This is a genomic window from Agrococcus sp. AC640b (genome assembly GCF_979255995.1).
The window spans coordinates 50,557-76,242 of record NZ_CEEDMM010000004.1; the positions used below are offsets into that span (position 1 = coordinate 50,557).

Consider the following 25,686-nt stretch of genomic DNA (forward strand, 5'->3'; position numbering starts at 1 on the left):
GCGGGCGGCGCTCCCTGACGGGCGCGCGGGTCAGCGCTGCCTGCGCACCTCGTCCTCGGCAGCGGGGTCGGGGCGCTCGTCGTCGCGCAGCCCGCCGCCGTCGGCGCCGTCGCCCAGGCCGAGCACGTCGACGACGACGAGCTCGCCCGTCGCGTCGGCAGCTGCCTCCTCCTCGACCTCCTCGAGCTCCTCCGGCGAGGGCACGACGAGCGCGGCGATCACCGTCGTGATCGGGATGGCCAGCACGAGGCCGATCGACCCGACGAGCGTGCGCACGACCTCCTCGGCGATCTGCCCCGTCGTCCATCCGACGTTCCCGGGTGCGTCGGTGAGCACCATGATCATGAGCACCGGCAGCGCGGCGCCGACGTAGGCGAACGCGATCGTGTACACGGTCGAGGCGATGTGGTCGCGGCCGATGCGCATCGCACGTCCGAAGAGCTCGCGCCGGGATGCCAGCGGCGATGCGGCGCGCAGCTCCCACACGGCCGACGCCTGCGTGATCGTGACGTCGTTCAGCACACCCATGCCCGCGAGCACGAGCCCGCACAGGAACACCTGCTGCAGGTCGAGGTCGGCGCGGATGAGCAGCAGCCGGGCATCCTCGGTCGCCGTGCCCGTCATGCTCGTGCCCTGCGTCGCGAACCAGCCGATGACGGCCGTGAAGGCGAGGCCGATGAGCGTGCCGAGCAACGCGGTCGACGTCCTCGCGGTGAACCCGTGCGCGACGTACAGCACGATGAACATGACGACGGCGCTCGTCACGAGCGCCACCGGCAGTCCCGGCTGCCCCGTGAGCAGCGCAGGCAGCGTGAACAGCAGGATCATGGCGCCGGCGCCCACGAGGCCGACGATCGCCGCGAGGCCACGCCATCTCGCGACGAGCGCGACGACGAGCACGTACAGCGCTGCGAGGATCCACAGCGGGATCTCGCGGGCGAAGTCGATGAAGACGTACGGGCTGCCGTAGATGGCCGCCTCGGGGATGTAGAGCACGCGCAGCTGGTCGCCGGGGCCGATCGACTCGATGACCTCTGGCGGCACCGTGACGGTGATGTCCTCGCCGTCGAGCGTGGCCGTGACGATCTGCGACGCCGCATCGGGCACGCCCGTCGACTCGACCTGCAGCACCTCGGCGCCCTCCGCTGCGAACGGGAGCGACTCGGGCATCTCGTCGGCATGCGGCCAGAGGATGGCCATGCCGATGAGCGCGACGAGCAGCATGGGCCCCAGCAGCGCCGCGAGCACGAGGCGCGTGCGCGGCGTCGCGGGCGCGGCGGGTCCGTGGGCGTGCCCGTGCGCGTGATCCTCGGGATGCGCAGCGGCGCGCTGCCTGCCCAGCACGCGGTCGCGCAGCCGCTCGCGCCTGCGCACCTCGGCGTCGAGCACGGGGTCGACGTCGTGCGCGTCGTCCTCGTCGTGCCTCGGCCCGTGCTGCAGCCCGCCGTGCCGTCCCATGCGTCCCCCGCTCATCGCGGGCGACGATACCGGGGCGGCCGCCCCACGCAGGCGAGGCGCGTCGCCGTGCGGCGACGCGCCTCGATCGCGAGGGGGTCCGGCCTCAGCCGAACGACTTCTCGAAGCCCAGCGACCTGGCGATGATCGCCAGCTGCACCTCGGTCGAGCCCTCGCCGAGGGTGAGGATGCGCGAGTCGCGGTAGTGGCGTGCGACGACGTTCTCGTTCATGAAGCCGGCACCGCCCCAGATCTGCGTCGCGTCGGCGGCGTTCGCCATCGCGGCCTCCGAGCCGATGAGCTTCGCCAGCGACGCCTCCTTCGTGAACGGCAGGCCTGCGTCGATGCGACGGGCGGCGTCGTGCATGACGGCGCGCGCGCCGGCGACGCGCGCCTGCATGCGTGCGATCGTGAAGGCGATGTGCTGGTTGTCGCCGATGGGACGGTCGAACACGACGCGGCGCTTGGCGTGCGCGATGGCCTGCTCGAGGCATCCCTGCGCGGCTCCGACGCACAGCGCGGCGAACGCCACGCGGCCCTCGTCGAGCACCGAGAGGAAGTTCGCGAACCCGCGCCCCCGCTCGCCGAGCAGGTTGCCCTCTGGCACCTTCACGCCGTCGAACACGAGCGGGTGCGTGTCGGAGGTGTGCCAGCCGACCTTGTCGTAGGCGGGCAGCGCCGTGAAGCCCTCGATCGGCACGGGCACGATGATCGTCGACAGCTCGGGGCCGCGGGTGCCGTCGCGCTTCTCGACCTCGCCGGTGACGGCCGTGACGGTCACGACGTTCGTGATGGGCGTGCCGGAGTTCGTGATGTACTGCTTCGTCCCGTCGATCGTCCACCAGCCGTCGGCGAGCGTCGCGGTCGTCTTCGTGGCGCCGGCGTCGGAGCCCGCGCCCGCCTCGGTGAGGCCGAAGGCGGCGAGGCCCTCGCCCCGAGCGAGGCTCGGCAGGTAGGTGCGGCGCTGCTCCTCGGTGCCGAAGCGGTAGATGGGCATGGCTCCGAGACCGAGGCCCGCCTCGAGCGTGACGGCGATCGACTGGTCGACGCGCGCGAGCTGCTCGACGGCGACGCACAGGTGCAGGTACGACTTGCCCTGTCCGCCGTACTCGGTCGGCAGCGGCAGGCCGAACAGTCCCATGTCGCCCATCTGGCGGATGATCTCGATGGGCAGGCGACGCTGCGTGTCGTACTCGTAGCTCGCGGGCGCGATCGTCTCGTCTGCGAACGTGCGCACCTGCGCGGCAAGGCGCTGGAGCTCGGGCTCGAGCATCTCGGTGCCGTCGACGGGCAGCTCGCTCGTCGTCGCCTGGTGGTCGATGGCGGTCATGATTCCTCCTCGTGTGCTCGTGGCACGTCGATGGGGTCGCCCTGCCGGATGGGCGGGGTGGTCTGGGTGGCGTCGGGGGCGGCGGCGCCGCGGGCCTGCACGCTGCGCGCGTGCCGCAGGATCGGCTCGTCGACCATGGCGCCCTCGAATCGGAAGGCTCCTGGCTGCTCGGCTGCGGCGGCGAGCACGCGCTGCGCCCACGCGAGCTGCTCGGTCGTGGGCGCGAAGGCGTCGCGGATGGGGGCGACGTGCGCGGGATGGATGGCCGCCTTCGCCGCGAATCCGGAGGCGGCTGCGTCGAGCGCCTCGTCGCGACACCCGTCGACGTCGGCGATGTCGGTGCGGATCGCGTCGATCGCGGCGCGGCCGTGGGCGGCGGCGGCGAGCAGCACGTGGCTGCGCGCATGCATCGCGACCGCGCGGTAGGCGCCGGTCGCGTCGCGGCTCGAGGTGCCGCCGATGGAGGCCACGAGGTCCTCGGCGCCCCACATGAGGGCGACGACGCGCTCGTGCGCGGCGATCTCGACGGCGTGCACGACGCCGGCGGCGGTCTCGCACAGCGCGACGACGTCTAGGCCTGCGAACGCGTCGAGGTCGGCCGCCGACTCCGTCTTGGCGAGCATGACGGTCGTGATGCCCGCACGGCGCACGGCGTCGAGGTCGGCGTCGAGCATGCCCTCGGCGACGGCGTTGACGCGCACGATCGTGCGCGCCGGATCGAGCGTCGCCGATGCGATCGCCTCGCGAGCCGCTGCCTTCGCCGCGGGTGCGACGGCATCCTCGAGGTCGAGGATCACGGCGTCCGCACGGTCGGCGGCCTTGCCGAACCGGTCGGGCCGGTCGCCTGGGCAGAAGAGCAGCGCAGGCCCCATCGCGAAGGTCACTGCTGCTCCTGCGCGTCGTCGCCCGCATGGGCGTCCGCGTCCGGGCGTCCCTGCATGAGCACGCTGCGCGTCGCGACGGCCACGACCTCGCCGTGCTGGTTGCGCCCCGTGTGCTCGAGCGTCACGATGCCCTGGCCCGGCCGCGACGACGAGGGCCGAGCGTCGACGACGCGCGTCTCGGCGTAGAGCGTGTCGCCGTGCCGCACGGGCGCGGGGAAGCGGATCTCGCCGAAGCCGAGGTTCGCCACGATCGTGCCCTGCGTGAGCTGCGCCACCGAGAGCCCCACGAGCGTCGAGAGCGTGTGCATCGAGTTCACGAGCCGCTCGCCGAACTCGGTGCCCGAGGCCCATGCGGCGTCGAGGTGCAGCGACTGCGTGTTCATCGTGAGCGTCGTGAACAGCACGTTGTCGGCCTCGGTCATCGTGCGACCCGGTCGGTGCTCGTAGATCGTGCCCGGCTCGTACTCGTCGAACCACAGCCCTCGCTGCCGGATGCGGCGCTCGGTCATCGCTCCCCCTCTGCCTCTGCTGCTGCGCGCGCCGCGTCGGCGGGCTCGGCGGCGACCTCGACGGCCGCGACCTCCTGCCCGCGCCGCACCGTGTCGCCGACGGCGACGTGGATGCGGGCGGCCCCCGTCGTCGGCGCGCGCAGCACGTGCTCCATCTTCATGGCCTCGACGCTCACGAGCGCCTGCCCCTCCTCGACGACGTCGCCGTCTGCGGCGTGCACCGCCACGACCGTGCCGGGCATGGGCGAGGCGAGCGTGGGCGACGCGGACGCGCCGGCGCGGGCGCGCACCGCGGGGCGGGCGTGCTCGACGAGCCAGTCGCCGCTCGACAGCGCGAGCCACACGTCGCCGTCGGCGGTGACGTGCGTGGCGCGCGGCCGTTCGAGCTCGATGATCGTGGCGTACGACCTGGCACGCTCGACGCGCATCTGGACGGGCAGCGCGGGCGCGTGCCCGCCGATGAACCCGAAGTCCCCCGCGCGGCCATCGCCGCCCGGCAGCAGCGTCACGGTCGCGATGCCGTCACCGTCGGCGAGGCGCACCGACGCGCCGCGGGCGCCGCCGACGCGCCAGCCGTCGCGGCCCCATGCGCGCTCGCCCCGCGGTGCACGGTCGAGCAGCACGAGCGCCGCCTGGGCGAGCACGCCGGCCGGCACGGGCCGTGCGACGAGCCGCTCGGCCTCGCGGTCGATGAGTCCCGTGTCGAGGTCGCCCGCGACGACGGCGGGCTCTGCGAGCAGCGCGCGCAGGAACGGCACGTTCGTCGTCACGCCCAGCACGTGCGTGGCCGCGAGCGCCTCGTCGAGCCTCGCGATGGCCTGCTCGCGAGTCGCGGCGTGCGCGATGACCTTCGCGAGCATGGGGTCGTAGCTCGACGAGACCACCGAGCCGCGCTCGACGCCCGCATCCACGCGCACGCCGGCCGGCCAGGTGAGCGCGACGATCTCGCCACCCGTCGGCAGGAAGCCAGCCGCTGGGTCCTCCGCGTACACACGCGCCTCGATCGCGTGGCCCGACAGACGCACCTGCTCCTGCGCGATGCCCAGCGGCTCGCCGGCTGCCACGCGCAGCTGCTGCTCGACGAGGTCGACGCCCGTCACGGCCTCCGTCACGGGGTGCTCGACCTGCAGCCGCGTGTTCATCTCCATGAAGAACGGCTCGTCCGGCCGGTCGGCCGAGACGATGAACTCGACGGTGCCTGCACCGACGTAGCCGACCGAGCGCGCCGTCTCGCACGCCGCCGTGCCGATCGCGGCGCGCTGCTCGTCGGTGAGGAGGGCGCTGGGCGCCTCCTCGATCACCTTCTGGTGCCTGCGCTGCAAGGAGCACTCGCGCTCGCCGAGGTGGATGACGCGGCCGTGCGCGTCGGCGAGCACCTGCACCTCGATGTGGCGAGGGTTCGCGACGAACCGCTCGACGAAGAGCGTGTCGTCGCCGAACGCCGCCGCAGCCTCGCGGCGCGCCTGCTGCAGCGCGGCAGGCAGATCGGCGGGATCGTCCACGCGGTGCATGCCCTTGCCGCCACCACCCGCGGAGGGCTTCACGAGCACGGGGTAGCCGATGCGCTCGGCGCCCGCGACGAGCGCGTCGTCGTCGAGACCGGGCTCGGCGATGCCGGGCACGGTGGCGACGCCGCGCGCCTCGACGGCGGCGCGGGCGCGGATCTTGTCGCCCATCGTGTCGATGGCGGCGGGGCCGGGGCCGACGAACACGATGCCCGCGTCGGCGCACGCGCGGGCGAAGGCGGCGGACTCGGCGAGGAAGCCGTAGCCGGGGTGGATGGCGTCGGCGCCGGTCGCGACGGCGGCGGCGACGACGCGGTCGATCGCGAGGTACGACTGCCTCGCGTCGGCGGGGCCGAGGCGCACGGCCTCGCCCGCGGCGCGCACGTGGGGTGCGTCGACGTCGGCGTCGGAGTACACGGCGACGGAGGCGATCCCGAGCCGGTCGAGCGTGCGCACGATGCGCACGGCGATCTCGCCGCGATTGGCGATGAGGACCTTCTGCAGCACGGCCATCACATCCTGAAGACGCCGTAGCGCACGTCGGGCATCGGCGCACGGCCGACGACGTCGAGGGCGAGACCGAGCACGCGGCGCGTGTCGGCGGGATCGATGACGCCGTCGTCCCACAGACGCGCGGTGGAGTAGAACGGGGATCCCTGCTGCTCGTACTGCGCGCGGACGGGCGCCTCGAACGCGTCCTGCTCCGCCGCCGTCCACGTGCCGCCCGCCGCCTCGATCTGGTCGCGCTTGACCGTCGAGAGCACCGACGCCGCCTGCGGACCACCCATGACCGACACGCGTGCGGTGGGCCACAGCCACAGGAACCTCGGCGAGTAGGCACGGCCGCACATCGAGTACGTGCCCGCCCCGAACGAGCCGCCGATCACGACCGTGAGCTTCGGCACGCGCGCGCACGAGACGGCCGTGACCATCTTCGCGCCGTGCTTGGCGATGCCGCCGCGCTCGTACTCGCTGCCGACCATGAAGCCGGCGATGTTCTGCAGGAACACGAGGGGGATGCCGCGCTGGTCGCACAGCTCGATGAAGTGCGCGCCCTTCTGCGCCGACTCCGAGAACAGCACGCCCGCGTTCGCGACGATGCCGACCGGGTGGCCCCAGATGCGTGCGAAGCCCGTGACGAGCGTCGTGCCGAAGCCAGCCTTGAACTCGTGGAACGCGGAGTCGTCGACGACCCTCGCGATGACCTCGCGCACGTCGTAGGGCGTCTGCAGGTCCGGCGGCACCGCGGCGGCGAGCGTCGCGGGGTCGACGGCGGGCTCGGAGGCGGCGAGCACCTCCCACGGCGGGGCGGGGCTCGGCGGCAGCGTCGCGACGATGTCGCGCACGATGCGCAGGCCGTGCTCGTCGTCGTCGGCGAGGTGGTCGGCGACGCCCGAGACCGTCGTGTGCAGCTCGCCGCCGCCGAGGTCCTCGGCCGAGACGACCTCGCCGGTCGCGGCCTTCACGAGCGGCGGTCCGCCGAGGAAGATCGTGCCCTGCTGCGCCACGATGACCGTCTCGTCGCTCATGGCGGGCACGTACGCGCCGCCAGCGGTCGACGAGCCCATGACGCATGCGATCTGCGCGATGCCGGCCGCGCTCATGCGCGACTGGTTGTAGAAGATGCGGCCGAAGTGCTCGCGGTCGGGGAAGACCTCGTCCTGCATCGGCAGGTAGGCGCCGCCCGAGTCGACGAGGTAGACGCACGGCAGGCGGTTCTCGGCCGCGATCTCCTGCGCCCGCAGATGCTTCTTGACCGTCATCGGGAAGTAGGTGCCGCCCTTCACCGTCGCATCGTTCGCGACGATCATGACGTGACGGCCCGAGACGAGGCCGATGCCTGCGATGACGCCGGCCGCCGGCGCCTCGTCGTCGTACATGCCGGTCGCGGCCAGCGGTGCGACCTCGAGGAACGGGCTGCCGGCGTCGAGCAGCCGCTCGACGCGGTCGCGGGGCAGCAGCTTGCCGCGGGCGACGTGGCGCTCGCGCGAGCGCTCGGGGCCGCCGAGCGCCGCGTGCTCGAGCCGATCGCGCAGGTCGGCGACGAGCCCGCGCATGGCATCGGCGCGCGCCGTGCCCTCAGGCGAGGCAGCGTCGACGGTCGTCGTGAGCCGTTCCACGTCAGTGCCCTCCCATCGTCAGCGCCTCGCCAGCGCGAGGCCGGGGTGCTCGAGCAGCGCGCCGACGTCGGCGATGAACGCGCTCGCCTCCTTGCCGTCGAGCACGCGGTGGTCGAACGAGACCGTGATCTGCATGACGTCGCGCAGCGCGATCTCGCCCCGGTGCTCCCACGGCGTGCGGCGCACGGTGCCGAGCGCGAGGATCACCGACTCGCCCGGGTTGAGGATGGGCACGCCGCCGTCGACGCCGAAGACGCCGACGTTCGACACCGTGAGGGTCGACGACGTGAGCTCGGCGGGCGTCAGCTCGCCCGCGCGGGCACGCTCGGCCTGCGTGCGGATGGCGCCGGCGAGCTCGGTCGCATCGAGCCGGTCGGCGTCGTCGACGCTCGCCACGACCAGGCCGCGGTCGGTGGCCACGGCGACGCCGAGGTTGACGGCGCCGTGCACCTCGATCTCGTTCGCGTCGGCGTGGAAGGTGCTGTTGACCTCTGGCGTGCGTGCGGCGGCGAGCAGGATGGCGCGGCACGCCATCGACAGGAACGTCGGCGACGCCTCGCCGCGTGCCCGCCCCTTGAGCAGCTCGACGAGCTCGCGCGTCTCGGTCACGTCGACCTGCAGGAACACGGCGGCGTGCGGTGCGGTGAACGCCGAGGCCGTCATGGCCTTCGCCGTGTGCTTGCGCAGGCCCGTGACGCGCTCGCGCCGTGACGTGCGCGTCGGCGTCGCGGCCTGGGCCTGCGCCGCAGGCGCCGAGCCGATGCGGTCGAGGTCGGCACGCGTGACGACGCCGTCCTCCCCCGTCGGCTCGATCGCGGTGAGGTCGATGCCGCGCTGACGAGCGAGGGCTCGCACGGGCGGGTACGCCTTGGCCGGGCGGCGCTCGTCGCGCACGAACGGCGTGGGCTCGAACGTGCGGCGACGGCGCGTGGCCCTCGCGCCCGTGCCGAGCTTCACCGAGCCGACGAGCACGCTCACGCGCTCCTCGACGGGCTTCGTGTCTGCGGGCTTCCTGTCCTCGACGGGCTCCGCGGGTGCCGGCTGCGCGTCGGGCTCCCGTGCCTCGGTGGGCTCCGCCGCGGCTGGCTCCATCGCCGCGTCGGCACGCGGTGCGTCGCCGCCGGCGGGCTCTGCACCCTCGACGTCGTAGTCGATGAGCGGTGCGCCGACGGCGATCGTCTCCCCTTCGCCCGCGTGCAGGCGGCGCACGACGCCCGCGTAGGGGCTCGGCAGGTCGACGACGGCCTTCGCCGTCTCGACCTCCGCGAGGATCTGGTTCAGCTCGACCTCGTCGCCCTCGGCGACGAGCCAGCGCACGATCTCGGACTCCGTGAGTCCCTCGCCGAGGTCCGGCAGCCTGAAGGTGGTCATCGGGTGCCTCCCGTGGTCGTCGCGACCGAGCGCGAGCTGCGGCGACCGAGCGTGCGGTCGACGGCGTCGAGGATGCGGTCGACGCTCGGCAGGTACGCCTCCTCGAAGGCGCTCGGCGGATACGGGGTGTCGTAGGCGGTGACGCGCTCGGGTGCCGCCTGCAGCGACGCGAACGCCCGCTCGACGACGCTCGCGACGAGCTCCGACGACACCGACGCCTCCTTGGGCGCCTCGTGCGCGACCACGAGGCGGCCGGTGCGCTCCACGCTCGCCACGACGGCGTCGACGTCGAGCGGCGAGATGGAGCGCAGGTCGATGACCTCGATCTCGATGCCCTCGTCGGACGCCGCGACGGCGGCGTCGAGCGCCGTCTTCACGACGGGACCGTAGGTCGCGAGCGTGACGTCGCGACCGTGCACGAGCACCTCGGCCGAGTCGAGGTCGCGCACGATCGTGCGATCCACGTCGCCCTTCGACCAGTAGCGGGACTTCGGCTCGAAGAACAGCACGGGGTCGTCGCTCGCGATCGCGGCGCGCAGGGTCGAGTACGCCTCCTGCGGCGTCGACGCCGTCACGACCCGCAGGCCCGCAGTGTGCGCGAAGTACGACTCGGGGCTCTCGGAGTGGTGCTCGACCGAGCCGATGTCGCCGCCGTAGGGCACGCGGATCGTGAGCGGCATCCGCACGCGCCCCTTCGTGCGGTAGTGCAGCTTGGCGACCTGCGCGACGATCTGGTCGAAGCCCGGGTAGATGAAGCCGTCGAACTGGATCTCGACGACCGGCCGGTAGCCGCGGTAGGCCATGCCGATCGCGGTGCCGATGATCGCCGACTCCGCCAGCGGCGAGTCGATGACGCGCTTCGGCCCGAACGTGGCCTGCAGGCCGTCGGTCACGCGGAAGACGCCGCCGAGCGCACCGATGTCCTCACCCATGAGGAAGACGCGGTCGTCGGCCTCGAGGGCGTCGTGCATCGCGGCACCGAGGGCCTTGCCGAGCTGCATCTGCGTCGGCTGCTGCTCCGGCGCCTGCTCCTGAGGCGCCTGCTGCTGCTCCGGCTGCTGCTCGAGGACGGGCTGCTGCTGGCTCACGCGTGCTCCTCGCCCTCGACGCTCGCGACGAACGCGTCGTGCTCGGCGAGCTGTCGCGTCAGGCGCTTCGTGGGCGCCGTGTAGACGTGGTCGAAGAGCGCGCGCGGGTCGGGCACGTCGACGGCGGTGACGGCGGCGCGCAGCTCCTTCGCGACGGCGTCGCAGCGGATCTTCGCCTCCTCGCGGATGCGCTCGATGGGGGCGCCGAGCGCCTCGAGGTGCCGCTCGAGCCGCACGATCGGATCCTTCGCGCGCCACGCGGCGACCTCGTCCTCGTCGCGGTAGCGCTTGGGGTCGTCGGTGGAGGTGTGCGGGCCCATGCGGTAGGTCATGGCCTCGATGAACGTGGGGCCGCCGCCCGAGCGCGCGCGCTCGACGGCGATGCGCGTGGCGGCGAGCATCGCGAGCACGTCGTTGCCGTCGACGCGCAGCGCGGGGATGCCGAAGCCCGTGGGGCGCAGCGCGAGCGGGAAGCCCGACTGCACCGCGACGGGCTCGGAGATCGCGTACTGGTTGTTCTGGCAGACGAAGATCACGGGCGCCTGGAACGCGCTGGCGAACACCATCGCCTCGTTGACGTCGCCCTCGCTCGTCGCGCCGTCGCCGAAGTAGGCGACGGCGACGTCGTCGGAGCCGTCGAGCGTCGAGGCCATCGCGTAGCCGGTCGCGTGCAGCGACTGCGCGCCGATGATGATCTGCGGCGTCGCGAGGTGGTGCTCCATCGGATCCCAGCCCGACTGCTGCACGCCCTTCCACACCCGCATCGCCTCGCCCTGGTCGACGCCGCGCAGGTACGCGAGCCCGTGCTCGCGGTACGAGCCGAAGACGAAGTCGGTGTCGCGCAGCGCGCGCCCCGAGCCGATCTGCGCAGCCTCCTGCCCCTGCGACGGCGGCCACAGCAGCAGCTCGCCCTGGCGCGTGAGCGCGAACGCCTCGGCGTCGATGCGGCGCAGGATCGACAGGTCGACGTAGAGATCGGTGAGCGCATGCTCGTCGACGTCGCCCAGGTGGGCGTCGAGCAGCTCGCTCGCGTGGCGGGATCCGTCCGGGTGCAGCACGCTCAGCGGCTCGTCGAGCCCTGCTGCGAGCGCCGGCACGGGCGCGGGTACGGTCAGCGACATGGGCGGAACCTCCTCGTTCACGCACCTCGTGGGTGCATCCCCGGTGCGAGGGCCCCTGTCGAGACCCTGCGCATGCCACGCTAACGACGTCGAGCAGATCGAGCAATCCCGACGCGCCCGATTGCGCAGAATGCTTCCCGCATGCATGCGAGAGGCATAGGATGCGGTGCATGCGCGTCGTCGATGACACCGATCGCAAGATCCTGCTCGCCATGACCGAGCACCCGCGCTCGACGATCGTCGCGATCGCCGAGCGGCTGGGCCTCGCTCGCAACACCGTGCAGGCACGCGTGCAGGCGCTCGAGGGCTCCGAGGCGCTGCAGGGCTTCGATCGCAGGCTGCACGCCGAGGCGCTCGGCTACCCGCTGACGGTGTTCATGGCGACGCACGTCGACCAGCCGAAGATCGACCTCGTCGTCGCGCAGCTGCAGCAGATCCCCGAGGTCGTGCAGGCGCACGGCATCGCGGGCCAGGCCGACATGCTCGTGCGCTGCGTCTGCAAGGACGCCGAGGATCTGTACCGCGTGAACAAGCTCGTGCTGCAGTGCGACGGCGTCGTGCGCACCGAGACGTGGCTGTCGATGGGCGAGCTCATCCCCTTCCGTCTCGCGCCCGTGCTCGAGCGCGACCTCGGCGCGTAGCCGGCGCGCCGCCGAGCGTCCAGCCGCCTCGGCCTAGCGTGGAGGCGAACGAGGAGGCAGGCATGACCTGGCAGGACGCAGGACGCGTGCGGCGCGCGCCGCACGGGAGCGCGCATCCCGGCTGGGCATGGGGCATCGTCCTCGTGCCTGCAGGCGTGGGCCTCGCAGCGGGAGGCATCGCACTGGCCACGGCGCTGGAGGGCGGCGCGGGCACGGCGATCGGCGTCGCGCTCGTGGCGTGGGGCGCGACGCTCGCCATGCCCTTCGTCGTCATCGCCTGGTATGCGGCGCAGGCGGCGTGGAAGGCGCCGCGCGAGCGCGCCGGCGCCGCGTTCTCCGCGCCGTCGCACGCGCTGCGTCGCATCGGGTTCCGCATCGGCTGGAGCCGCGGCGCACGCGGCCTCATGTTCCGCCCTGCCGGCTACGACGGGCGCGACCTGCCCATGCTCGTCGTCGGCCGCGTCGTGCACGTGCTCGGCATCGTCGTGCTCGTGGTCGCCGGGCTCGGCGCGGCGCTGTCGAACCTCGGGTCGCGCTGACGCTGGACGCGCGTACGCTCGGCCACATGGCCACTGCACCGCAGCCGACCATCGCCCTCGAGCGCCGCTTCGCCAGCGCCCTGCCGGAGATGGCGATCCCCTGGCGCGCCGCGGAGCCTCCCGACCCGCGGCTGCTCGTGCTCAACGAGCCGCTCGCGGCGGAGCTCGGTCTCGATCCGCAGGAGCTGCGCACGCCGAGCGGCGTGCGACTGCTCACGGGCGCGCTGGTGCCGGAGGGCGCCGAGCCCGTCGCGCAGGTCCACGCAGGCCACCAGTTCGGCCACTACTCGCCGCGCCTGGGCGACGGACGCGCCCTGCTGCTCGGCGAGCTGCGCGCTCCAGACGGGCGACTCATCGACCTCCACCTCAAGGGCTCGGGGCGCACGCCGACGGCACGGGCGGGCGACGGCTTCGCGGCGGTCGGCCCGATGCTGCGCGAGCACCTCGTCAGCGAGGCGATGCACGCGCTCGGCATCCCCACGACGCGCTCGCTCGCCGTCGTCGCCACGGGCGCGGAGGTGCGTCGCGAGACGACGCTGCCCGGCGCCGTGCTCGCTCGGACCGCGAGCAGCCACCTGCGCGTCGGCAGCGTCCAGCACGCCAGCGCCTCCGGCGACCGGGCCCTGCTGCGTCGCCTCGTCGATCACGCGGTCGACCGGCATCATCCCGACCTGGTCGACGCGGAGGTCCCGAGCCTGGCGCTGCTGCAGCGCGTGATCGCCGCGCAGGCCGAGCTCGTGGCGCAGTGGATGCTCGTCGGCTTCGTGCACGGCGTGATGAACACCGACAACATGACGCTCTCGGGCGAGACCATCGACTACGGCCCGTGCGCCTTCCTCGACGCCTTCGACGCCCACGCGGTCTACAGCTCGATCGACGTCGACGGCCGCTACGCCTACGGCAACCAGCCGGGCATCGCCGCCTGGAACCTCGCCCGACTCGCCGAGGCCCTCCTGCCCGTGCTCGACGACGACCCGGGCGCAGCGCTCGCGCTCGCGCAGTCGGCGCTCGACGACTTCGGGCCGCAGCACGCGAGCGCCTGGACCGCAGGCATGCTCGCGAAGCTCGGCCTCCGCGAGCACCAGGATGCGCAGGCGGCGTCCGCGCTCGTCGGCGAGCTCGTCGACATGCTGCAGACGACGCGCGCCGACCACACGTCGTGCTTCCGAGCGCTCACCGACGCCGCGCGCGGCGACGACGCGAGGATGCACGCGCTGCTGGGCGCGGCGCCGGGGTTCGACGCCTGGGCTCGGCGGTGGATGGCGCTGCGTCCGGATGCCGAGGCGATGGCCGCGACGAATCCCGTCGTGATCCCTCGCAACCATCTCGTGGAGGAGGCGCTCGACGCCGCGACCGACGGCGACCTCGCGCCGTTCGAGCGGCTGCTGGATGCGGTGACGATGCCGTACGCCGAGCGTGCGGGCTTCGAGCGGTACGCCGAGCCTGCACCCGAGACCTTCGGCGCCTACCGGACCTTCTGCGGCACCTGACCTCGCCGCCAGTGCATCCACACGGCGAGCATCGATGTCCCGTCTGTCGCGCGAAGGCCGGGAGTGCATACACTGGGGCGCGACGGTGGCCGATGGGGGATGCGATGCGGGCGAGCGAGCGAGTGACGCGCACGCTGCGCGACGACATCCAGTCCGGGGCCCTCGCACCCGGCACCGTGCTCGGCGAGGTGGAGCAGGCCGCGAGGCTCGGCGTGAGCAGGACGCCGCTGCGCGAGGCGCTCGATCGACTCGAGGCCGAGGGGCTCGTCGTGCAGCGCAGCGCTCGCGTCACGGTCGTCGCCGACGTGTCGCTCGCGCAGATCCGCGACCTCTTCGCCGTGCGGCGCGCACTGGAGGAGTCCGCCGCGAGGCTCGCGGCGTCGCGCGGCGACGCCGACCGCTCCGCGTTCGCGGTCCTCGCGGCCACCTTCGAGCGCGCGGACGCGACCGCCGACGTCGCCGCCTACTACGCGCGCGTCGCCGAGCTCGACGCCGCGATCGAGGCCGCCGTCGCCAACGACTTCCTCGCACGAGCGCTGCAGCCCGTGCGCGCCCACCTCGGCAGGGTGCGCAGGCTCGCGAGCGACCGGCCCGAGCGACTGCGCGCCTCCGCAGCCGAGCATGCGCTCATCGCCCGTGCCATCGCCGTCGGCGACGGCGACCTCGCCGCCCACGCCACGCACGTGCACCTCCACCACGCCCTCGCGAGCGTCGAGCTCGCCCTGGCCCCAGCATCCCCCGACGCCCGTGACGCGTCCGACGACCCCGCCGACGAGAGGACCCCATGACCGAGCTCCACCACCTTCGCGCCCACCGCAGCGCCGAGCCCCTGCCGCGCGAGCAGCAGCTGGCATGGCGCATCGCCGAGGTCGCGACCGACCCCGTCGCGATCGACGCCGACGTGACCGAGATGATCGTGAACCGCGTGCTCGACAACGCCTCCGTCGCGATCGCGAGCCTCACGCGCGCCCCCGTGACCGCCGCGCGCGAGCAGGCGCAGCGGCACCCGTCCGCACCCGGTGCGTCGGTCTTCGGCATCGACGACCGCGTGAGCCCCGAGTGGGCGGCGTGGGCCAACGGCGTCGCGGTGCGCGAGCTCGACTTCCACGACACGTTCCTCGCCGCCGACTACTCGCACCCCGGCGACAACATCCCGCCCATCCTCGCCGTCGCCCAGCACGTCGGCGCCGACGGCGCAGCGCTCGTGCGCGGCATCGCGACCGGCTACGAGATCCAGGTCGACCTCGTGCGCGCGATCTGCCTCCACGAGCACAAGATCGACCACGTCGCGCACCTGGGCCCCTCGGCCGCTGCCGGCATCGGCACGCTGCTCGGCCTCGACGCCGCGACGATCTTCCAGGCCGTCGGCCAGGCGCTCCACACGACGACCGCGACGCGGCAGTCCCGCAAGGGCGAGATCTCGACGTGGAAGGCGCACGCGCCCGCCTTCGCAGGCAAGATGGCCGTCGAGGCCGTCGACCGCGCCATGCGCGGCCAGACGAGCCCCACGCCCATCTACGAGGGCGAGGACGGCGTCATCGCCTGGCTGCTGGGAGGCTGGGAGGCGCGCTACGAGGTGCCGCTGCCCGCGCTCAGCGAGCCGAAGCGGGCGATCCTCGACACGTACACGAAGGAGCACTCGGCCGAGTACCAGGCGCAGGCGTGGATCGACCTCGCCCGTCGCCTCGGCACCGAGCGCCCCGAGCTGCGCGAGGCGGCGAACGTCGACTCGATCGTGCTGCACACGAGCCACCACACGCACTTCGTGATCGGCTCGGGCGCCAACGACCCGCAGAAGTACGACCCGACGGCGTCGCGCGAGACGCTCGACCACTCGATCCCGTACATCGTCGCCGTCGCGCTGCAGGACGGCGGCTGGCACCACGTCGACTCGTACGCGCCCGAGCGTGCGGGCCGGCCAGACACCATCGAGCTGTGGCGGAAGGTCACGACGGTCGAGGACGCCGAGTGGACGCGGCGCTACCACGACCCCGACCCCGCGGTGAAGGCGTTCGGCGGCCGCATCGAGATCACGCTGACGACCGGCGAGCGCATCGTCGACGAGATCGCCGTCGCCGACGCGCACCCGGCAGGGGCGCGGCCGTTCGCGAGGGCCCAGTACCTCGAGAAGCTGCACACGCTCGCCGACGGCGTCGTCGACGCAGGCGAGCTGACCCGCTTCATCGGCCTCGCCGAGCGCCTGCCCGAGCTCACGGCCGACGAGGTCCGGCAGCTGACCGTCGCAGCCCCAGCGGGCCTCATCGTGCCCGCGACCACCCGCGGCCTGTTCTGACGCGAAGGGATCCACTCGTGCTCTCCTCCCCCATCGACGCCCGCGCGAAGCGGCAGGCGTTCCGTCTCGGGCTCGCGTCCGGGCGCATCCAACGCTTCCCCGGCGCGTTCACGCCGCTGTCGACCGCGCTCATCGAGGCCAAGGGGTTCGAGGGCGTCTACCTCTCGGGCGCCGTGATGGCGGCGGAGCTCGGCCTGCCCGACATCGGCCTCACGACGCTCACCGAGGTCGCGCAGCGCGCGCACCAGGTCGCACGTCAGACGTCGCTGCCCGTGCTCGTCGACGCCGACACGGGCTTCGGCGAGCCGATGAACGTCGCGCGCACCGTCCACGAGCTCGAGGATGCAGGCGTCGCGGGCCTGCACATCGAGGACCAGGTGAACCCCAAGCGATGCGGGCACCTCGACGGCAAGGAGGTCGTGCCGCTCGCCGTCGCGTCGCAGCGCATCGCCGCCGCGGTCGCCGCGCGCCGCGACCCCGGGCTCGTCATCATGGCCCGCACCGACGTGCGCGGCGTCGAGGGGCTCGGCGCAGCCGCCGACCGCGCGAAGGCGCTCGTCGACGCGGGAGCCGACGCGATCTTCCCGGAGGCCATGGGCTCGCTCGACGAGTTCGCCGCGATCCGAGCCGCCGTCGAGGTGCCGATCCTCGCGAACATGACGGAGTTCGGCAAGAGCCCGCTGTGGACGGCGCAGCAGCTCGAGGACGTCGGGGTGAGCATGGTCATCCATCCCGTGTCGCTGCTGCGCGTCGCCTTCGGCGCCATCGAGCGCGCGCTCGACGCGCTCGTCGACGAGGGGTCGCTGGCGTCGCAGGTGCAGACCATGCAGACTCGGGCGAGGCTCTACGAGCTCAACGACTACGAGGCGTACGCGTCGTTCGACGCGGGCGTGTTCGACTTCGAGGTGCCCGGCGCACCCACCGGCACCACCGACGCGAAGGAGCGGCCATGACCGACCAGGACATCAAGAAGGGCCTCGCGGGCGTCGTCGTCGACACGACGGCGATCTCGAAGGTCAACCCGGACACGAACAGCCTGCTGTACCGCGGCTACCCCGTGCAGGAGCTGGCCGACACGCAGTCGTTCGAGGCCGTCGCGCATCTGCTGTGGCACGGGGAGCTGCCCACCGAGGCCGAGCTCGACGCGCTGCAGCGGCAGGAGCGCGGCGACCGTGCGCTCGATCCGCTCACGCGCGAGCTCATCGACCGCTCGCCGGACACCGCGCACCCCATGGACGTGCTGCGCACCGCGGTGTCGGCGACGGGCGCCGACGACCCCGATGCGAACGACGCATCCCCGGCATCCGACCTCGACAAGTCGGTGCGCCTGCTCGCCAGGATCCCCGCGATGGTCGCGTACGACCAGCGACGCAGGCGCGGCCAGGACATCGTCGCCCCGCGCGACGACCTCGACTACTCGGCGAACTTCCTCTGGATGACGTTCGGCGAGGAGCCCGAGCCGGTCGTCGTCGACGCGTTCCGGCGCTCGATGGTGCTGTACGCCGAGCACTCGTTCAACGCCTCGACGTTCACCGCACGCGTCATCACGTCGACGACGGCCGACCTGTACTCCGCGGTCGTCGGCGCGATCGGTGCGCTGAAGGGCGCGCTGCACGGCGGCGCCAACGAGGCCGTCATGCACCTCTTCGACGAGATCGGCGATGCCTCGAAGGTGTCGGGGTGGCTCGATGCGGCCCTCGCCGAGAAGCGCAAGATCATGGGCTTCGGGCACCGGGTCTACAAGCACGGCGACTCGCGCGTGCCGACGATGCGGGCGGCGCTCGACGCGCTCGTCGAGCACTACGACGCGCACGACATGCTCGCGCTGTACGAGGAGCTCGAGCGCGAGTTCGTCGAGCGCAAGGGCATCCACCCGAACCTCGACTACCCGTCGGGTCCCGCGTACCGCCTCATGGGGTTCGACACCCCCACGTTCACGCCGCTGTTCGTGGCATCGCGCATCACCGGCTGGACGGCGCACGTCATGGAGCAGGCGGCCGCGAACGCGCTCATCCGCCCGCTGGCGGCCTACGACGGCCCCGACGAGCGGCACGTGCCCGGCGCATGAGCGTCGCCGCCGCACCGCGACGCTAGCCGCGCGGTGCGGCGGTCGGCGGCGCAGGCGGCGCCACGACGGGCGCGGCCGGGACGCCCGCGACGCGCTGCGCCTCGAGCTTGGGGAACGCCTGCGCGAGCGCGCCGAGGCCTGTCAGGCGCGCGTCGGCAGGCGGCGTCGGCGGCGTCCACGCCCGGCCGCGCGCGGCCTGCGCGGCAATGGACCCGCCTGCGCCCGCGAGCACGGGGGGCTCCGGCTCCTGCCGGCTCGGCTGCCGCCACACCGGGATCGCGAGCTCGCCGAGCCCCACCATCGCCAGCGGCAGGCCGAGCAGGATCGCCACGAGCAGCACCTGCCCCCACCACGCGCCACCGGCCGCGGCGTACGCCAGCTGGTTCCAGAGCGTGAGCACGAAGATGGCGTGCACGATCGTGAGCGGCACGGTCATCCACCCGCGCCGACGCGTGAGCAGCGCCACGACGAGCCCGACGCCCGCGACCATCCACGGCAGCGCGAGCACGGCGCCGGCCGTCGCCACCGACGTCGGCCCCGCCTGCGCGCCGTCGCCGAGGCAGTTGCCACGCCTGCACAGGCGCACCTGATACGTCTGCAGCGAGCCCTCCGGGCCTCCGGCGTACGCGACCGCCAGCAGGTGCGCGAGCGAGGTGAGCGTCGGGACGAGCAGCGCGATCGCGACGAGCAGCAGCGCGATGCGCAGGCTCAACGCGGGACGCGGAGGCGTGCTGCGCTTCGCGCGGACGGCACCCATGGCCGGATGCTATCGGAACGCGGTGTCGCTGCCGGTGCGCGCGAGGATCGCACGCGCGCGGCTCGCCATCGCCTCGTCGACCATCGCGCCGTCCGCGAGCGTCGCGACGCCGGCACCGACGCCGTCGAGCGCCGCGAGCGCCGCGCGCGCCCACGCCACCTCCTCGTGAGACGGTGCGAGCGCCTGCCGGATCACCGCGATCTGCGCCGGATGCACCGCCGTGCGACCGCCGAACCCCAGCGCGACGCCCGCGGCCGTGTCGGCGGCGAGCCCATCGAGGTCGCGGATGCCGGGGTAGGCGGCCAGCAGCGGCGCGGGGAGCCCTGCGGCGCGTGCGGCGACGACGAGCAGGATGCGCGCGTGCTGCAGCATCGCGGGGCTCGTCGCGGCGAGATCGGCACGCAGGTCGGCCTCGCCGATCGCGATCGTCGCGACCGCGGGGTGGCTGGCGATCTCGTCGAGCGCCGTCAGGCCCGCGGCATCCTCGACGAGGGCGTGGATCGGCCGCTCGAGCCGGTCGACGACGGCGTCGACGTCGGCCGCGCCGCGCACCTTCGGCAGTCGGACGTCCACGTCGTGGCGTACGAGCATCGCGAGGTCCGCGGCCGAGCCTGCCGTGACGCGCACCTGCAGCCCGGCGCCGCCGTGCTCGGCGAGCCACGCGTCGACCGCGCTGCGCGCCGCATCCTTCGCGCTCGCCGCCACGGCATCCTCGAGGTCGAGGATCACGAGGTCGGCGCCTGCCGCGACGGCCTTCGCGAACCGGTCCGGCCGATCGCCGGGCACGTACAGCGCGACGGTCATACGATGCCCCGCTCGCGCAGCGCCGCGAGCTGCTCGGCCGTGACGCCCACCTCGGCGAGCACCGCCGCGGTGTCGGCACCGTGCCGCCTGCCCGTGTGCCGCACCGCGCCCGGCGTCGCCGACAGGCGGAAGAGCACGTTCTGCATCCTGAGCCTGCCGAGCTCGTCGTCGTCGATCTCGAGGATCGTGCCGAGCGCGTCGTACTGGGGATTCGCGAGCACGCCCGCGACGTCGTCGACGACGCCGATCGCCGCCTCGACCCGCTCGAACGCCGCGACGACGTCGACGAGGTCGCGCGCTGCGATCCAGCCGCCCACGGCGTCGTCGAGCTCGTCGACGTGCGCCGCGCGATCACGGCCGCTCTGGAACCACGGCTGCGCGACGACGTCGGCACGGCCCACGAGCGTCATGACGCGCTCGGCGATCGACTGCGACGACGACGAGACCGCGACCCAGCGGTCGTCGCGCGTGCGGTAGACGTTGCGCGGCGCGTTGTTCACCGAGCGGTTGCCCGTGCGCGGCTGCAGGTAGCCGAGCTGGTCGTATGCGGTGATGCCGCCGCCGAGCAGCATGAGGATGGGCTCGATGATCGCCATGTCGATCACCTGCCCCTCGCCCGTGCGCTCCGCGTGCCGCAGCGCGATCGACGTCGCATACGCGGTCGCGAGGGCCGTCACGCCGTCGGCGAGCCCGAACGGCGGGAGGATGGGCGGCCCGTCCGGCTCGCCCGTGATGGCTGCGAAGCCGCTCATCGCCTCGGCGATCGAGCCGAAGCCCGGCTGGCGCGACATCGGCCCCGTCTGCCCGAACGCCGTGACGCGGGCGATGACGAGGCGAGGGTTCGCGGCGAGCAGCCGATCCGGGCCGATGCCCCATCGCTCGAGCGTGCCCGGCCGGAAGTTCTCGACGAGCACGTCGGCGTCGGTCGCGAGATCGACGAGCAGGTCGCCGCCGTCGACGCTCGACAGGTCGATGGTCGCTGCGCGCTTGTTGCGGCCGAGCGTCTTCCACCACAGGTTCACGCCGTCCTTCGCCTGCCCGTGGCCACGGGCGGCGTCGGGACGCCGCGGATGCTCGATCTTCGTGACGTCGGCGCCGAAGTCGCCGAGGAACGTCGCGGCGAGGGGTCCTGCGAAGAGCGTGGATGCGTCGATGACGCGCACGCCCGCGAGCGGGCCGGTCATGCGTCCTCCGTCGTGTCGAGGTGGGCGTCGTCGTCGAGATCCCACGCGAGGCGGAAGCCGATGGCGTCGCTGCGGTCGAGCCCGGTGCGCAGCCACGACAGCACGCGCTCCGGCGGCTGCTGGCCGCCGTCGGCGTACCAGTCGGATCCGACGACGGCCCGGCCGCTGCCGCCCACGAGCAGCACGCGGCGCGTGACGCCGTCGGTGCGCTCGGTGGCGGTCCACTCCCACGGGCTCGGCGCCGGCCGCGTCAGCGACGCCGCCGCCTCCCGCCACTCGGCATCGGTCGGCAGCCTCGCACCGTGTGCGCGAGCGTAGGCACGCGCCTCGTCGAGGTCGACGCGCGTGGCCGCGACGTGCGGCTCCGCAGAGCCCGGCGCGCCACGCCACGCGGCGAGCTCGCCTGCCGTGACGGGCTCGCGTGCCACGGCGACGGCGCCGAGATGGGCGATGCGCTCGAGGCGCTGCACGTCGTGCAGGCGCGGTGGCAGCGGCTTCCACTCCTCGACGTACGGCGCCTCGCCGTCGAGCCCCGTCTCGCGGCGTCGCCATTCGACGACGTGGCGGCGCGTGCCGGGCGCGATGCGCACGGCGTCGGCGGGAGGCGTCCCGGTCGAGGGCGCGTGCGGCACGAGCGTCGACGCCCTGGCGGGGAAGGCGGCATCCGCGTCGTGCGGATCCGCCGCCGCCGCAGCGACGAGGCCTGCGAGCCACTCGGGCTCCGCGCCATGGACGACGACGACGCCTGCGATGCCGTGGGCGGGGATGCGCACGACGCGATCGACCCGCTCGCCCGCCGTCACGTCCCACGCGGCGACGCCCGCGACGTCCGGCGCGAGGTAGGGGCCCTCGCGGTCGACGGCGTCGCGGTTCACGAACGTCACGAGCGTCACGTCGCCGAGGGCGAAGGTCGAGCCGAACACGCCCTCGGCGGCCGCCTCGGCGCTCGCACCGCCCAGCGGGGTCCACTCCCCCTGCTCGAGCAGCGCGTGGCACGCCCGCTGCACGCGCGCCATGCGCCGCAGCGTCGAGCGGTCGCGGGCGCTCCAGCCCACCCACACGCCGAACACGGCATCCCACACGAGCACGCCGACGCCGTTCATCCAGCTCGACTGCAGCTCCTCCGCGTGGTCGCGGTTCCAGCGCCGCACCGAGTGCAGCATGTGCCGTCGCTCGACGAGGCGCGCGCGCATGACGCCGGGCGCGCGGGAGTCTGCGAACCACTGCGCCCACGACAGCACGTGGTCGCGCAGACGCTCGCTCGGGGCACGCGACTCGCCCTCGAGCGCCAGCGGCCGCCCGCCAGGCACGCGCGAGCCATCCATCCACGCGAGGAAGTCCGCGTCGGCGTGCTTGAGCGTGTCGAGGAAGACGCCGTCGGCGCCGAGCGCGTCTGCCGTGCGCCGCAGCGCCTCGCCGTCGGTGCGCGGCGATCCGTCGTCGGCGCGCTCGCGCCGGGTGCCGACGTCCCACGGGTTGTAGTCGACGAACACGCGCACGCCGCTGGCCTGCAGCTCGGCGACGAGCTCGGCGATGCCGGGCACGTCGCGGTACCAGTCGAACTGGTTGCGGTCGTCGATGCCGATGCACGGGTACGCGTGCCAGAGCACGAGGCCGTCGAGCCCGCCGACGTCGTCGTAGGCGGCGAGCAGCCGTTCGGGCGTGAAGCGGCGGGTGCTCCAGTCGTACAGGCGCTCGTCCCACAGCCAGATCTGCGCGGCGGTGCGGCACCGCGACGCCCATGGCAGCGCGTCGTAGGCCGCGTCGTCGTGGCCGAGGCGACCGCGCGCCTCGGTGGCGAGCGCGGCGATGGCGCCGCGCCACGCCGGCCAGTCGGCAGGGTCGTCTGGCGCCGCGAGGATCTTCGCGACGTCGAACGTCGCCGCGTCGATCGCGCCGTCGGCCGGCACGAGGGTCGGGAGGTCGATGGGCCGCGGCACGAGCGGGTCGAGCGTGTTCGTCGCGGCCTCGTCGGGGTCGAACGCCATCATGCGCGGGCCTGCGCCAGGGCGAGCGTGCGCTCGGCGAGCGCATCGAAGGCGACGCCGTCGAAGCCAGCGAGCGTCGTGCGGTAGACGCCTCGGATGGGCTCGGCGAGGCGGGCGGGGATCGCCGCGGTGCCGCGTGCTCCCACGAGCCCGCCGACGCTCGCACCGACCGAGTCGGTGTCCCAGCCTGCGCTGACCGCGAGCCCGACGGCGTGGCCGAGGTCGTCGGCGCCCCGGATCGTGGCGAGCGCGATGACGGCGGCGTTGTGCAGCACATGCACCCAGTGCAGGTCGCCGTAGCGCTCGTGGAGCGCGTCGAGCGCAGCCTCGTCGTCGAGGGCCGACACGGCGAGGTCGCGTCCGAGGCGCACGGCGCCCGCGAGCCGCGACGTCGGCGGCACGCATGCGAGCCCCGTCTCGACCGCCTCGTGCGGCGCCGCGCCCGCGACGGCAGCCGAGGCGGCACCCGCCATGAACGCGGCACCGTGCACGCCGGCCCGACGGTGGGTGAGCCTCGCGTCGACGGTCGCGAGCCGCGCCGCCGTCGCGGGGTCGCCTGCATGCGCCCAGCCGTAGGCGTCCGCCCGGATGAGCGCGCCGATCCAGTCGACGAAGGGGTTGCCGTGCGTCGCGGCATCGGCGGGCTCGACGCCCGCGAGCAGGTTGCGCATCGCGATGCGCTCCGCCGTGAAGATGCGGCCGGCAGGCAGCTGCTCGAGCCACAGGCGTGCGACGTCGTCGACCTCCAGCGCCTCGCCGTGCCGCTCCTGCGCGACGAGCGCGAGCACGGCGAAGTTCAGGTCGTCGTCCTCGGGCATCCCGTCGATGACGCCGTCGAGGCTCGTGGGGCGCGACCGCCGGTTCCACGGCCACGCGGCCGCGACGTCGTCCGGCAGCCCGGCCTCGGTGAAGTAGTCGCGCACGGGCCAGCGGCCCGTCGCCTCCGCGATCGCGCGGATGCCCTCGCGCGGGATCTTCTCGACGGGCTTGCCCACGAGGCAGCCGATGGCACGCCCGAGCCACGCGCCGCGCAGGCGGTCGGCGAGGCCTGGCCGCACCGCGAGCGGCTCGGGCGCGAGCGCCATGGCGTCCCACGCGTCGGGCTCGGCCTCCACGAGCGTCTGCGGGCGGGGCCTGGCGCACGCGTCGTCCGTCACGCGCGCGGCGACCGCCCGCAGCGCCTCGGATGCGCGCTGGGGCGTCGCCCCGCTCGCCGGCGGCCGCAGCGAGCCGCCCGCCTCGACGAGCGCGGCCTCGAGATCGTCGACGTCGACGCCGTCGAGCCGTGCCGCGGCGAGCGCGTGCGCGGCGAGATCCTCGGGCTGGGTCCAGCTCAGCCGCAGCATCAGCGCGCGATCCCGAGCCGCTCCGCGACGCTGCGGCGGGCCGCGAGGCGAGCCTCGTCGGCGGCGAGCACCTCGCGGGCGACGTCCGCGATGACGGAGCCCGGGGCGCGCAGGTCGAGGCGCGACGCGGCACCGACCTCGTCGATCCACTCCGCGGGCACGGCGGCCTCGCCGCCCAGGGCACCGGCGACCGACCCTGCCATGACGGCGATCGAGTCGGAGTCGCGGCCGTAGTTCACGGCCCCCAGCACGGCCTCCCGGAAGTCGCCGCGGCACGCCACGAGCATGCCGAACGCGATAGGCAGCTCCTCGATGGCCTTCGTGCGGCTCGGCAGGCGCGCGTCGAGCGCCGGCTGCCGGTACGCGTCGCCGACGGTGTCGAACGGCGCGACGGCCTCGCGCAGCACCGCGAGCCCGTCGCCGCGCCATCCGTCGAGACGCTCGGCCGCCTCGACGACGGCCTCGATCGCACGGCGCGTGCCGTCCTTCGCGAGGGCGAGCGACGCGTCGACGACGCCGGCGACCGTCGCACCGGGCGCCGCTGCCGCGGCGACCGCCGCCGCGAAGACGCCCGCCGCCTCGCGGCCGTAGCTCGACTGATGCGCGCCGGCCACGTCGATCGCCTCGGCGTACGCGCCCGCAGGGTCGCCGGCGTTGACGAGCCCGATCGGTGCGACGTACATCGTCGCGCCGCAGTTCACGACGTTGCCGACGCCGGCCTCGCGCGGATCGACGTGCCCGTAGTGCAGCCGCGTCACGAGCCACTTCTCCGCGAGGAACACGCGCTGCAACGGCAGCGCCTCGGCCTCGAGCTCCGGGATCCATCGCACCTCGCCGATCATGCGCGGCACGAGGTGCTCCGCGACGTCGTGGGCGGTGAGGTGCCTGCGCACCTCGGCGTAGACGTCGACGAGCAGCCCCGTCATGAGGGTGTCGTCGGTGACGTGCCCGTCGCCCTTGTGGTACGGCGCGATCGGCCTCGCCGTGCGCCAGTCGGCGTGGAACGGGGGCACGATGCCCTCGATCGTGCCGCCGTAGCGCTGCTGGATGACCTCGGGTGGATTGCCCTCCGCCGCCCCGCCGAGGGCGTCGCCCACCGCCGAGCCTGCGAGCGCGCCCGTCGCCGCGTCCTCGATCGAACCTGCCACTGCTGCTCCTGTCCGTGCTGTCCCGTGCGGCGTGCGTGCCGCGCG

The 25,686-nt window shown here is 73.8% G+C and carries 22 protein-coding genes; 7 read left to right on the plus strand and 15 right to left on the minus strand.

The window, feature by feature from the left end:
- Positions 1-30: 30 nt before the first annotated feature.
- The 9 genes from ACZ6H8_RS02580 to ACZ6H8_RS02620 all read right to left on the minus strand — a co-directional run bounded on the left by ACZ6H8_RS02580 (position 31) and on the right by ACZ6H8_RS02620 (position 11,383).
- Positions 31-1,473, minus strand: coding sequence for a YibE/F family protein (locus tag ACZ6H8_RS02580; protein WP_464144114.1), 1,443 nt, complete (start codon positions 1,471-1,473; stop codon positions 31-33).
- 88 nt (positions 1,474-1,561) lie between these two features.
- Complete coding sequence (locus ACZ6H8_RS02585) at positions 1,562-2,785, minus strand: acyl-CoA dehydrogenase family protein (protein ID WP_464144118.1); 1,224 nt, start codon at positions 2,783-2,785, stop codon at positions 1,562-1,564.
- Positions 2,782-3,669 carry an HpcH/HpaI aldolase/citrate lyase family protein gene (locus tag ACZ6H8_RS02590; protein ID WP_464144122.1) on the minus strand — a complete coding sequence of 296 codons (888 nt, stop codon included), beginning with the start codon at positions 3,667-3,669 and terminating at the stop codon, positions 2,782-2,784. Before ACZ6H8_RS02590 ends, ACZ6H8_RS02585 begins: the two co-directional genes overlap by 4 nt.
- On the minus strand, positions 3,666-4,178 hold the full coding sequence (locus ACZ6H8_RS02595) for a MaoC family dehydratase (RefSeq protein ID WP_464144126.1): 513 nt from the start codon (positions 4,176-4,178) through the stop codon (positions 3,666-3,668). The genes ACZ6H8_RS02590 and ACZ6H8_RS02595 overlap by 4 nt, the downstream gene beginning before the upstream one ends.
- A complete protein-coding gene (locus tag ACZ6H8_RS02600) occupies positions 4,175-6,196 on the minus strand; it encodes an acetyl/propionyl/methylcrotonyl-CoA carboxylase subunit alpha (protein ID WP_464144128.1) in 2,022 nt (673 codons plus the stop codon). The genes ACZ6H8_RS02595 and ACZ6H8_RS02600 overlap by 4 nt, the downstream gene beginning before the upstream one ends.
- Positions 6,196-7,803, minus strand: coding sequence for a carboxyl transferase domain-containing protein (locus ACZ6H8_RS02605; RefSeq protein ID WP_464144129.1), 1,608 nt, complete (start codon positions 7,801-7,803; stop codon positions 6,196-6,198). Before ACZ6H8_RS02605 ends, ACZ6H8_RS02600 begins: the two co-directional genes overlap by 1 nt.
- A gap of 18 nt (positions 7,804-7,821) precedes the next feature.
- Positions 7,822-9,174 carry a dihydrolipoamide acetyltransferase family protein gene (locus ACZ6H8_RS02610; RefSeq protein WP_464144130.1) on the minus strand — a complete coding sequence of 451 codons (1,353 nt, stop codon included), beginning with the start codon at positions 9,172-9,174 and terminating at the stop codon, positions 7,822-7,824.
- Positions 9,171-10,175 (minus strand): alpha-ketoacid dehydrogenase subunit beta, encoded by a 1,005-nt coding sequence (locus ACZ6H8_RS02615; RefSeq protein WP_464144283.1) that lies wholly within the window; start codon positions 10,173-10,175, stop codon positions 9,171-9,173. Before ACZ6H8_RS02615 ends, ACZ6H8_RS02610 begins: the two co-directional genes overlap by 4 nt.
- An 83-nt stretch (positions 10,176-10,258) precedes the next feature.
- Positions 10,259-11,383 carry a thiamine pyrophosphate-dependent dehydrogenase E1 component subunit alpha gene (locus ACZ6H8_RS02620; RefSeq protein WP_464144133.1) on the minus strand — a complete coding sequence of 375 codons (1,125 nt, stop codon included), beginning with the start codon at positions 11,381-11,383 and terminating at the stop codon, positions 10,259-10,261.
- Positions 11,384-11,553: 170 nt separating this feature from the next.
- On the opposite strand from ACZ6H8_RS02620, the gene ACZ6H8_RS02625 reads away from it, so the two are divergent.
- From ACZ6H8_RS02625 to ACZ6H8_RS02655, 7 genes are all read left to right on the plus strand, one after another.
- Positions 11,554-12,024 (plus strand): Lrp/AsnC family transcriptional regulator, encoded by a 471-nt coding sequence (locus ACZ6H8_RS02625; protein ID WP_464144135.1) that lies wholly within the window; start codon positions 11,554-11,556, stop codon positions 12,022-12,024.
- A gap of 62 nt (positions 12,025-12,086) precedes the next feature.
- Positions 12,087-12,563 carry a hypothetical protein gene (locus tag ACZ6H8_RS02630; RefSeq protein WP_464144137.1) on the plus strand — a complete coding sequence of 159 codons (477 nt, stop codon included), beginning with the start codon at positions 12,087-12,089 and terminating at the stop codon, positions 12,561-12,563.
- A 26-nt stretch (positions 12,564-12,589) separates the two neighbouring features.
- Complete coding sequence (locus ACZ6H8_RS02635) at positions 12,590-14,053, plus strand: protein adenylyltransferase SelO (protein WP_464144139.1); 1,464 nt, start codon at positions 12,590-12,592, stop codon at positions 14,051-14,053.
- A gap of 104 nt (positions 14,054-14,157) precedes the next feature.
- Positions 14,158-14,841 carry a GntR family transcriptional regulator gene (locus tag ACZ6H8_RS02640; protein ID WP_464144140.1) on the plus strand — a complete coding sequence of 228 codons (684 nt, stop codon included), beginning with the start codon at positions 14,158-14,160 and terminating at the stop codon, positions 14,839-14,841.
- On the plus strand, positions 14,838-16,346 hold the full coding sequence (locus ACZ6H8_RS02645) for an MmgE/PrpD family protein (protein ID WP_464144143.1): 1,509 nt from the start codon (positions 14,838-14,840) through the stop codon (positions 16,344-16,346). Before ACZ6H8_RS02640 ends, ACZ6H8_RS02645 begins: the two co-directional genes overlap by 4 nt.
- Positions 16,347-16,363: 17 nt before the next feature.
- On the plus strand, positions 16,364-17,299 hold the full coding sequence (gene prpB, locus ACZ6H8_RS02650; protein ID WP_464144145.1) for a methylisocitrate lyase: 936 nt from the start codon (positions 16,364-16,366) through the stop codon (positions 17,297-17,299).
- Complete coding sequence (locus ACZ6H8_RS02655; protein WP_464144147.1) at positions 17,296-18,414, plus strand: bifunctional 2-methylcitrate synthase/citrate synthase; 1,119 nt, start codon at positions 17,296-17,298, stop codon at positions 18,412-18,414. The genes prpB and ACZ6H8_RS02655 overlap by 4 nt, the downstream gene beginning before the upstream one ends.
- A gap of 22 nt (positions 18,415-18,436) precedes the next feature.
- Here the strand turns inward: ACZ6H8_RS02655 and ACZ6H8_RS02660 are convergent, their stop codons facing one another.
- Genes ACZ6H8_RS02660 through ACZ6H8_RS02685 form a run of 6 tightly spaced genes read right to left on the minus strand, consistent with a single transcriptional unit; the run spans position 18,437 to position 25,641 of the window.
- A complete protein-coding gene (locus ACZ6H8_RS02660; protein WP_464144149.1) occupies positions 18,437-19,171 on the minus strand; it encodes a hypothetical protein in 735 nt (244 codons plus the stop codon).
- 9 nt (positions 19,172-19,180) lie between these two features.
- Positions 19,181-19,975, minus strand: coding sequence for an HpcH/HpaI aldolase/citrate lyase family protein (locus ACZ6H8_RS02665; RefSeq protein WP_464144153.1), 795 nt, complete (start codon positions 19,973-19,975; stop codon positions 19,181-19,183).
- A complete protein-coding gene (locus ACZ6H8_RS02670; RefSeq protein WP_464144155.1) occupies positions 19,972-21,159 on the minus strand; it encodes a CaiB/BaiF CoA transferase family protein in 1,188 nt (395 codons plus the stop codon). The genes ACZ6H8_RS02665 and ACZ6H8_RS02670 overlap by 4 nt, the downstream gene beginning before the upstream one ends.
- On the minus strand, positions 21,156-23,150 hold the full coding sequence (locus ACZ6H8_RS02675) for an SUMF1/EgtB/PvdO family nonheme iron enzyme (RefSeq protein ID WP_464144156.1): 1,995 nt from the start codon (positions 23,148-23,150) through the stop codon (positions 21,156-21,158). Before ACZ6H8_RS02675 ends, ACZ6H8_RS02670 begins: the two co-directional genes overlap by 4 nt.
- Positions 23,147-24,493 (minus strand): ADP-ribosylglycohydrolase family protein, encoded by a 1,347-nt coding sequence (locus ACZ6H8_RS02680; RefSeq protein ID WP_464144158.1) that lies wholly within the window; start codon positions 24,491-24,493, stop codon positions 23,147-23,149. Before ACZ6H8_RS02680 ends, ACZ6H8_RS02675 begins: the two co-directional genes overlap by 4 nt.
- Positions 24,493-25,641, minus strand: a complete 1,149-nt coding sequence (locus ACZ6H8_RS02685) for an ADP-ribosylglycohydrolase family protein (protein WP_464144159.1) — start codon at positions 25,639-25,641, stop codon at positions 24,493-24,495. The genes ACZ6H8_RS02680 and ACZ6H8_RS02685 overlap by 1 nt, the downstream gene beginning before the upstream one ends.
- Positions 25,642-25,686 lie beyond the last annotated feature (45 nt).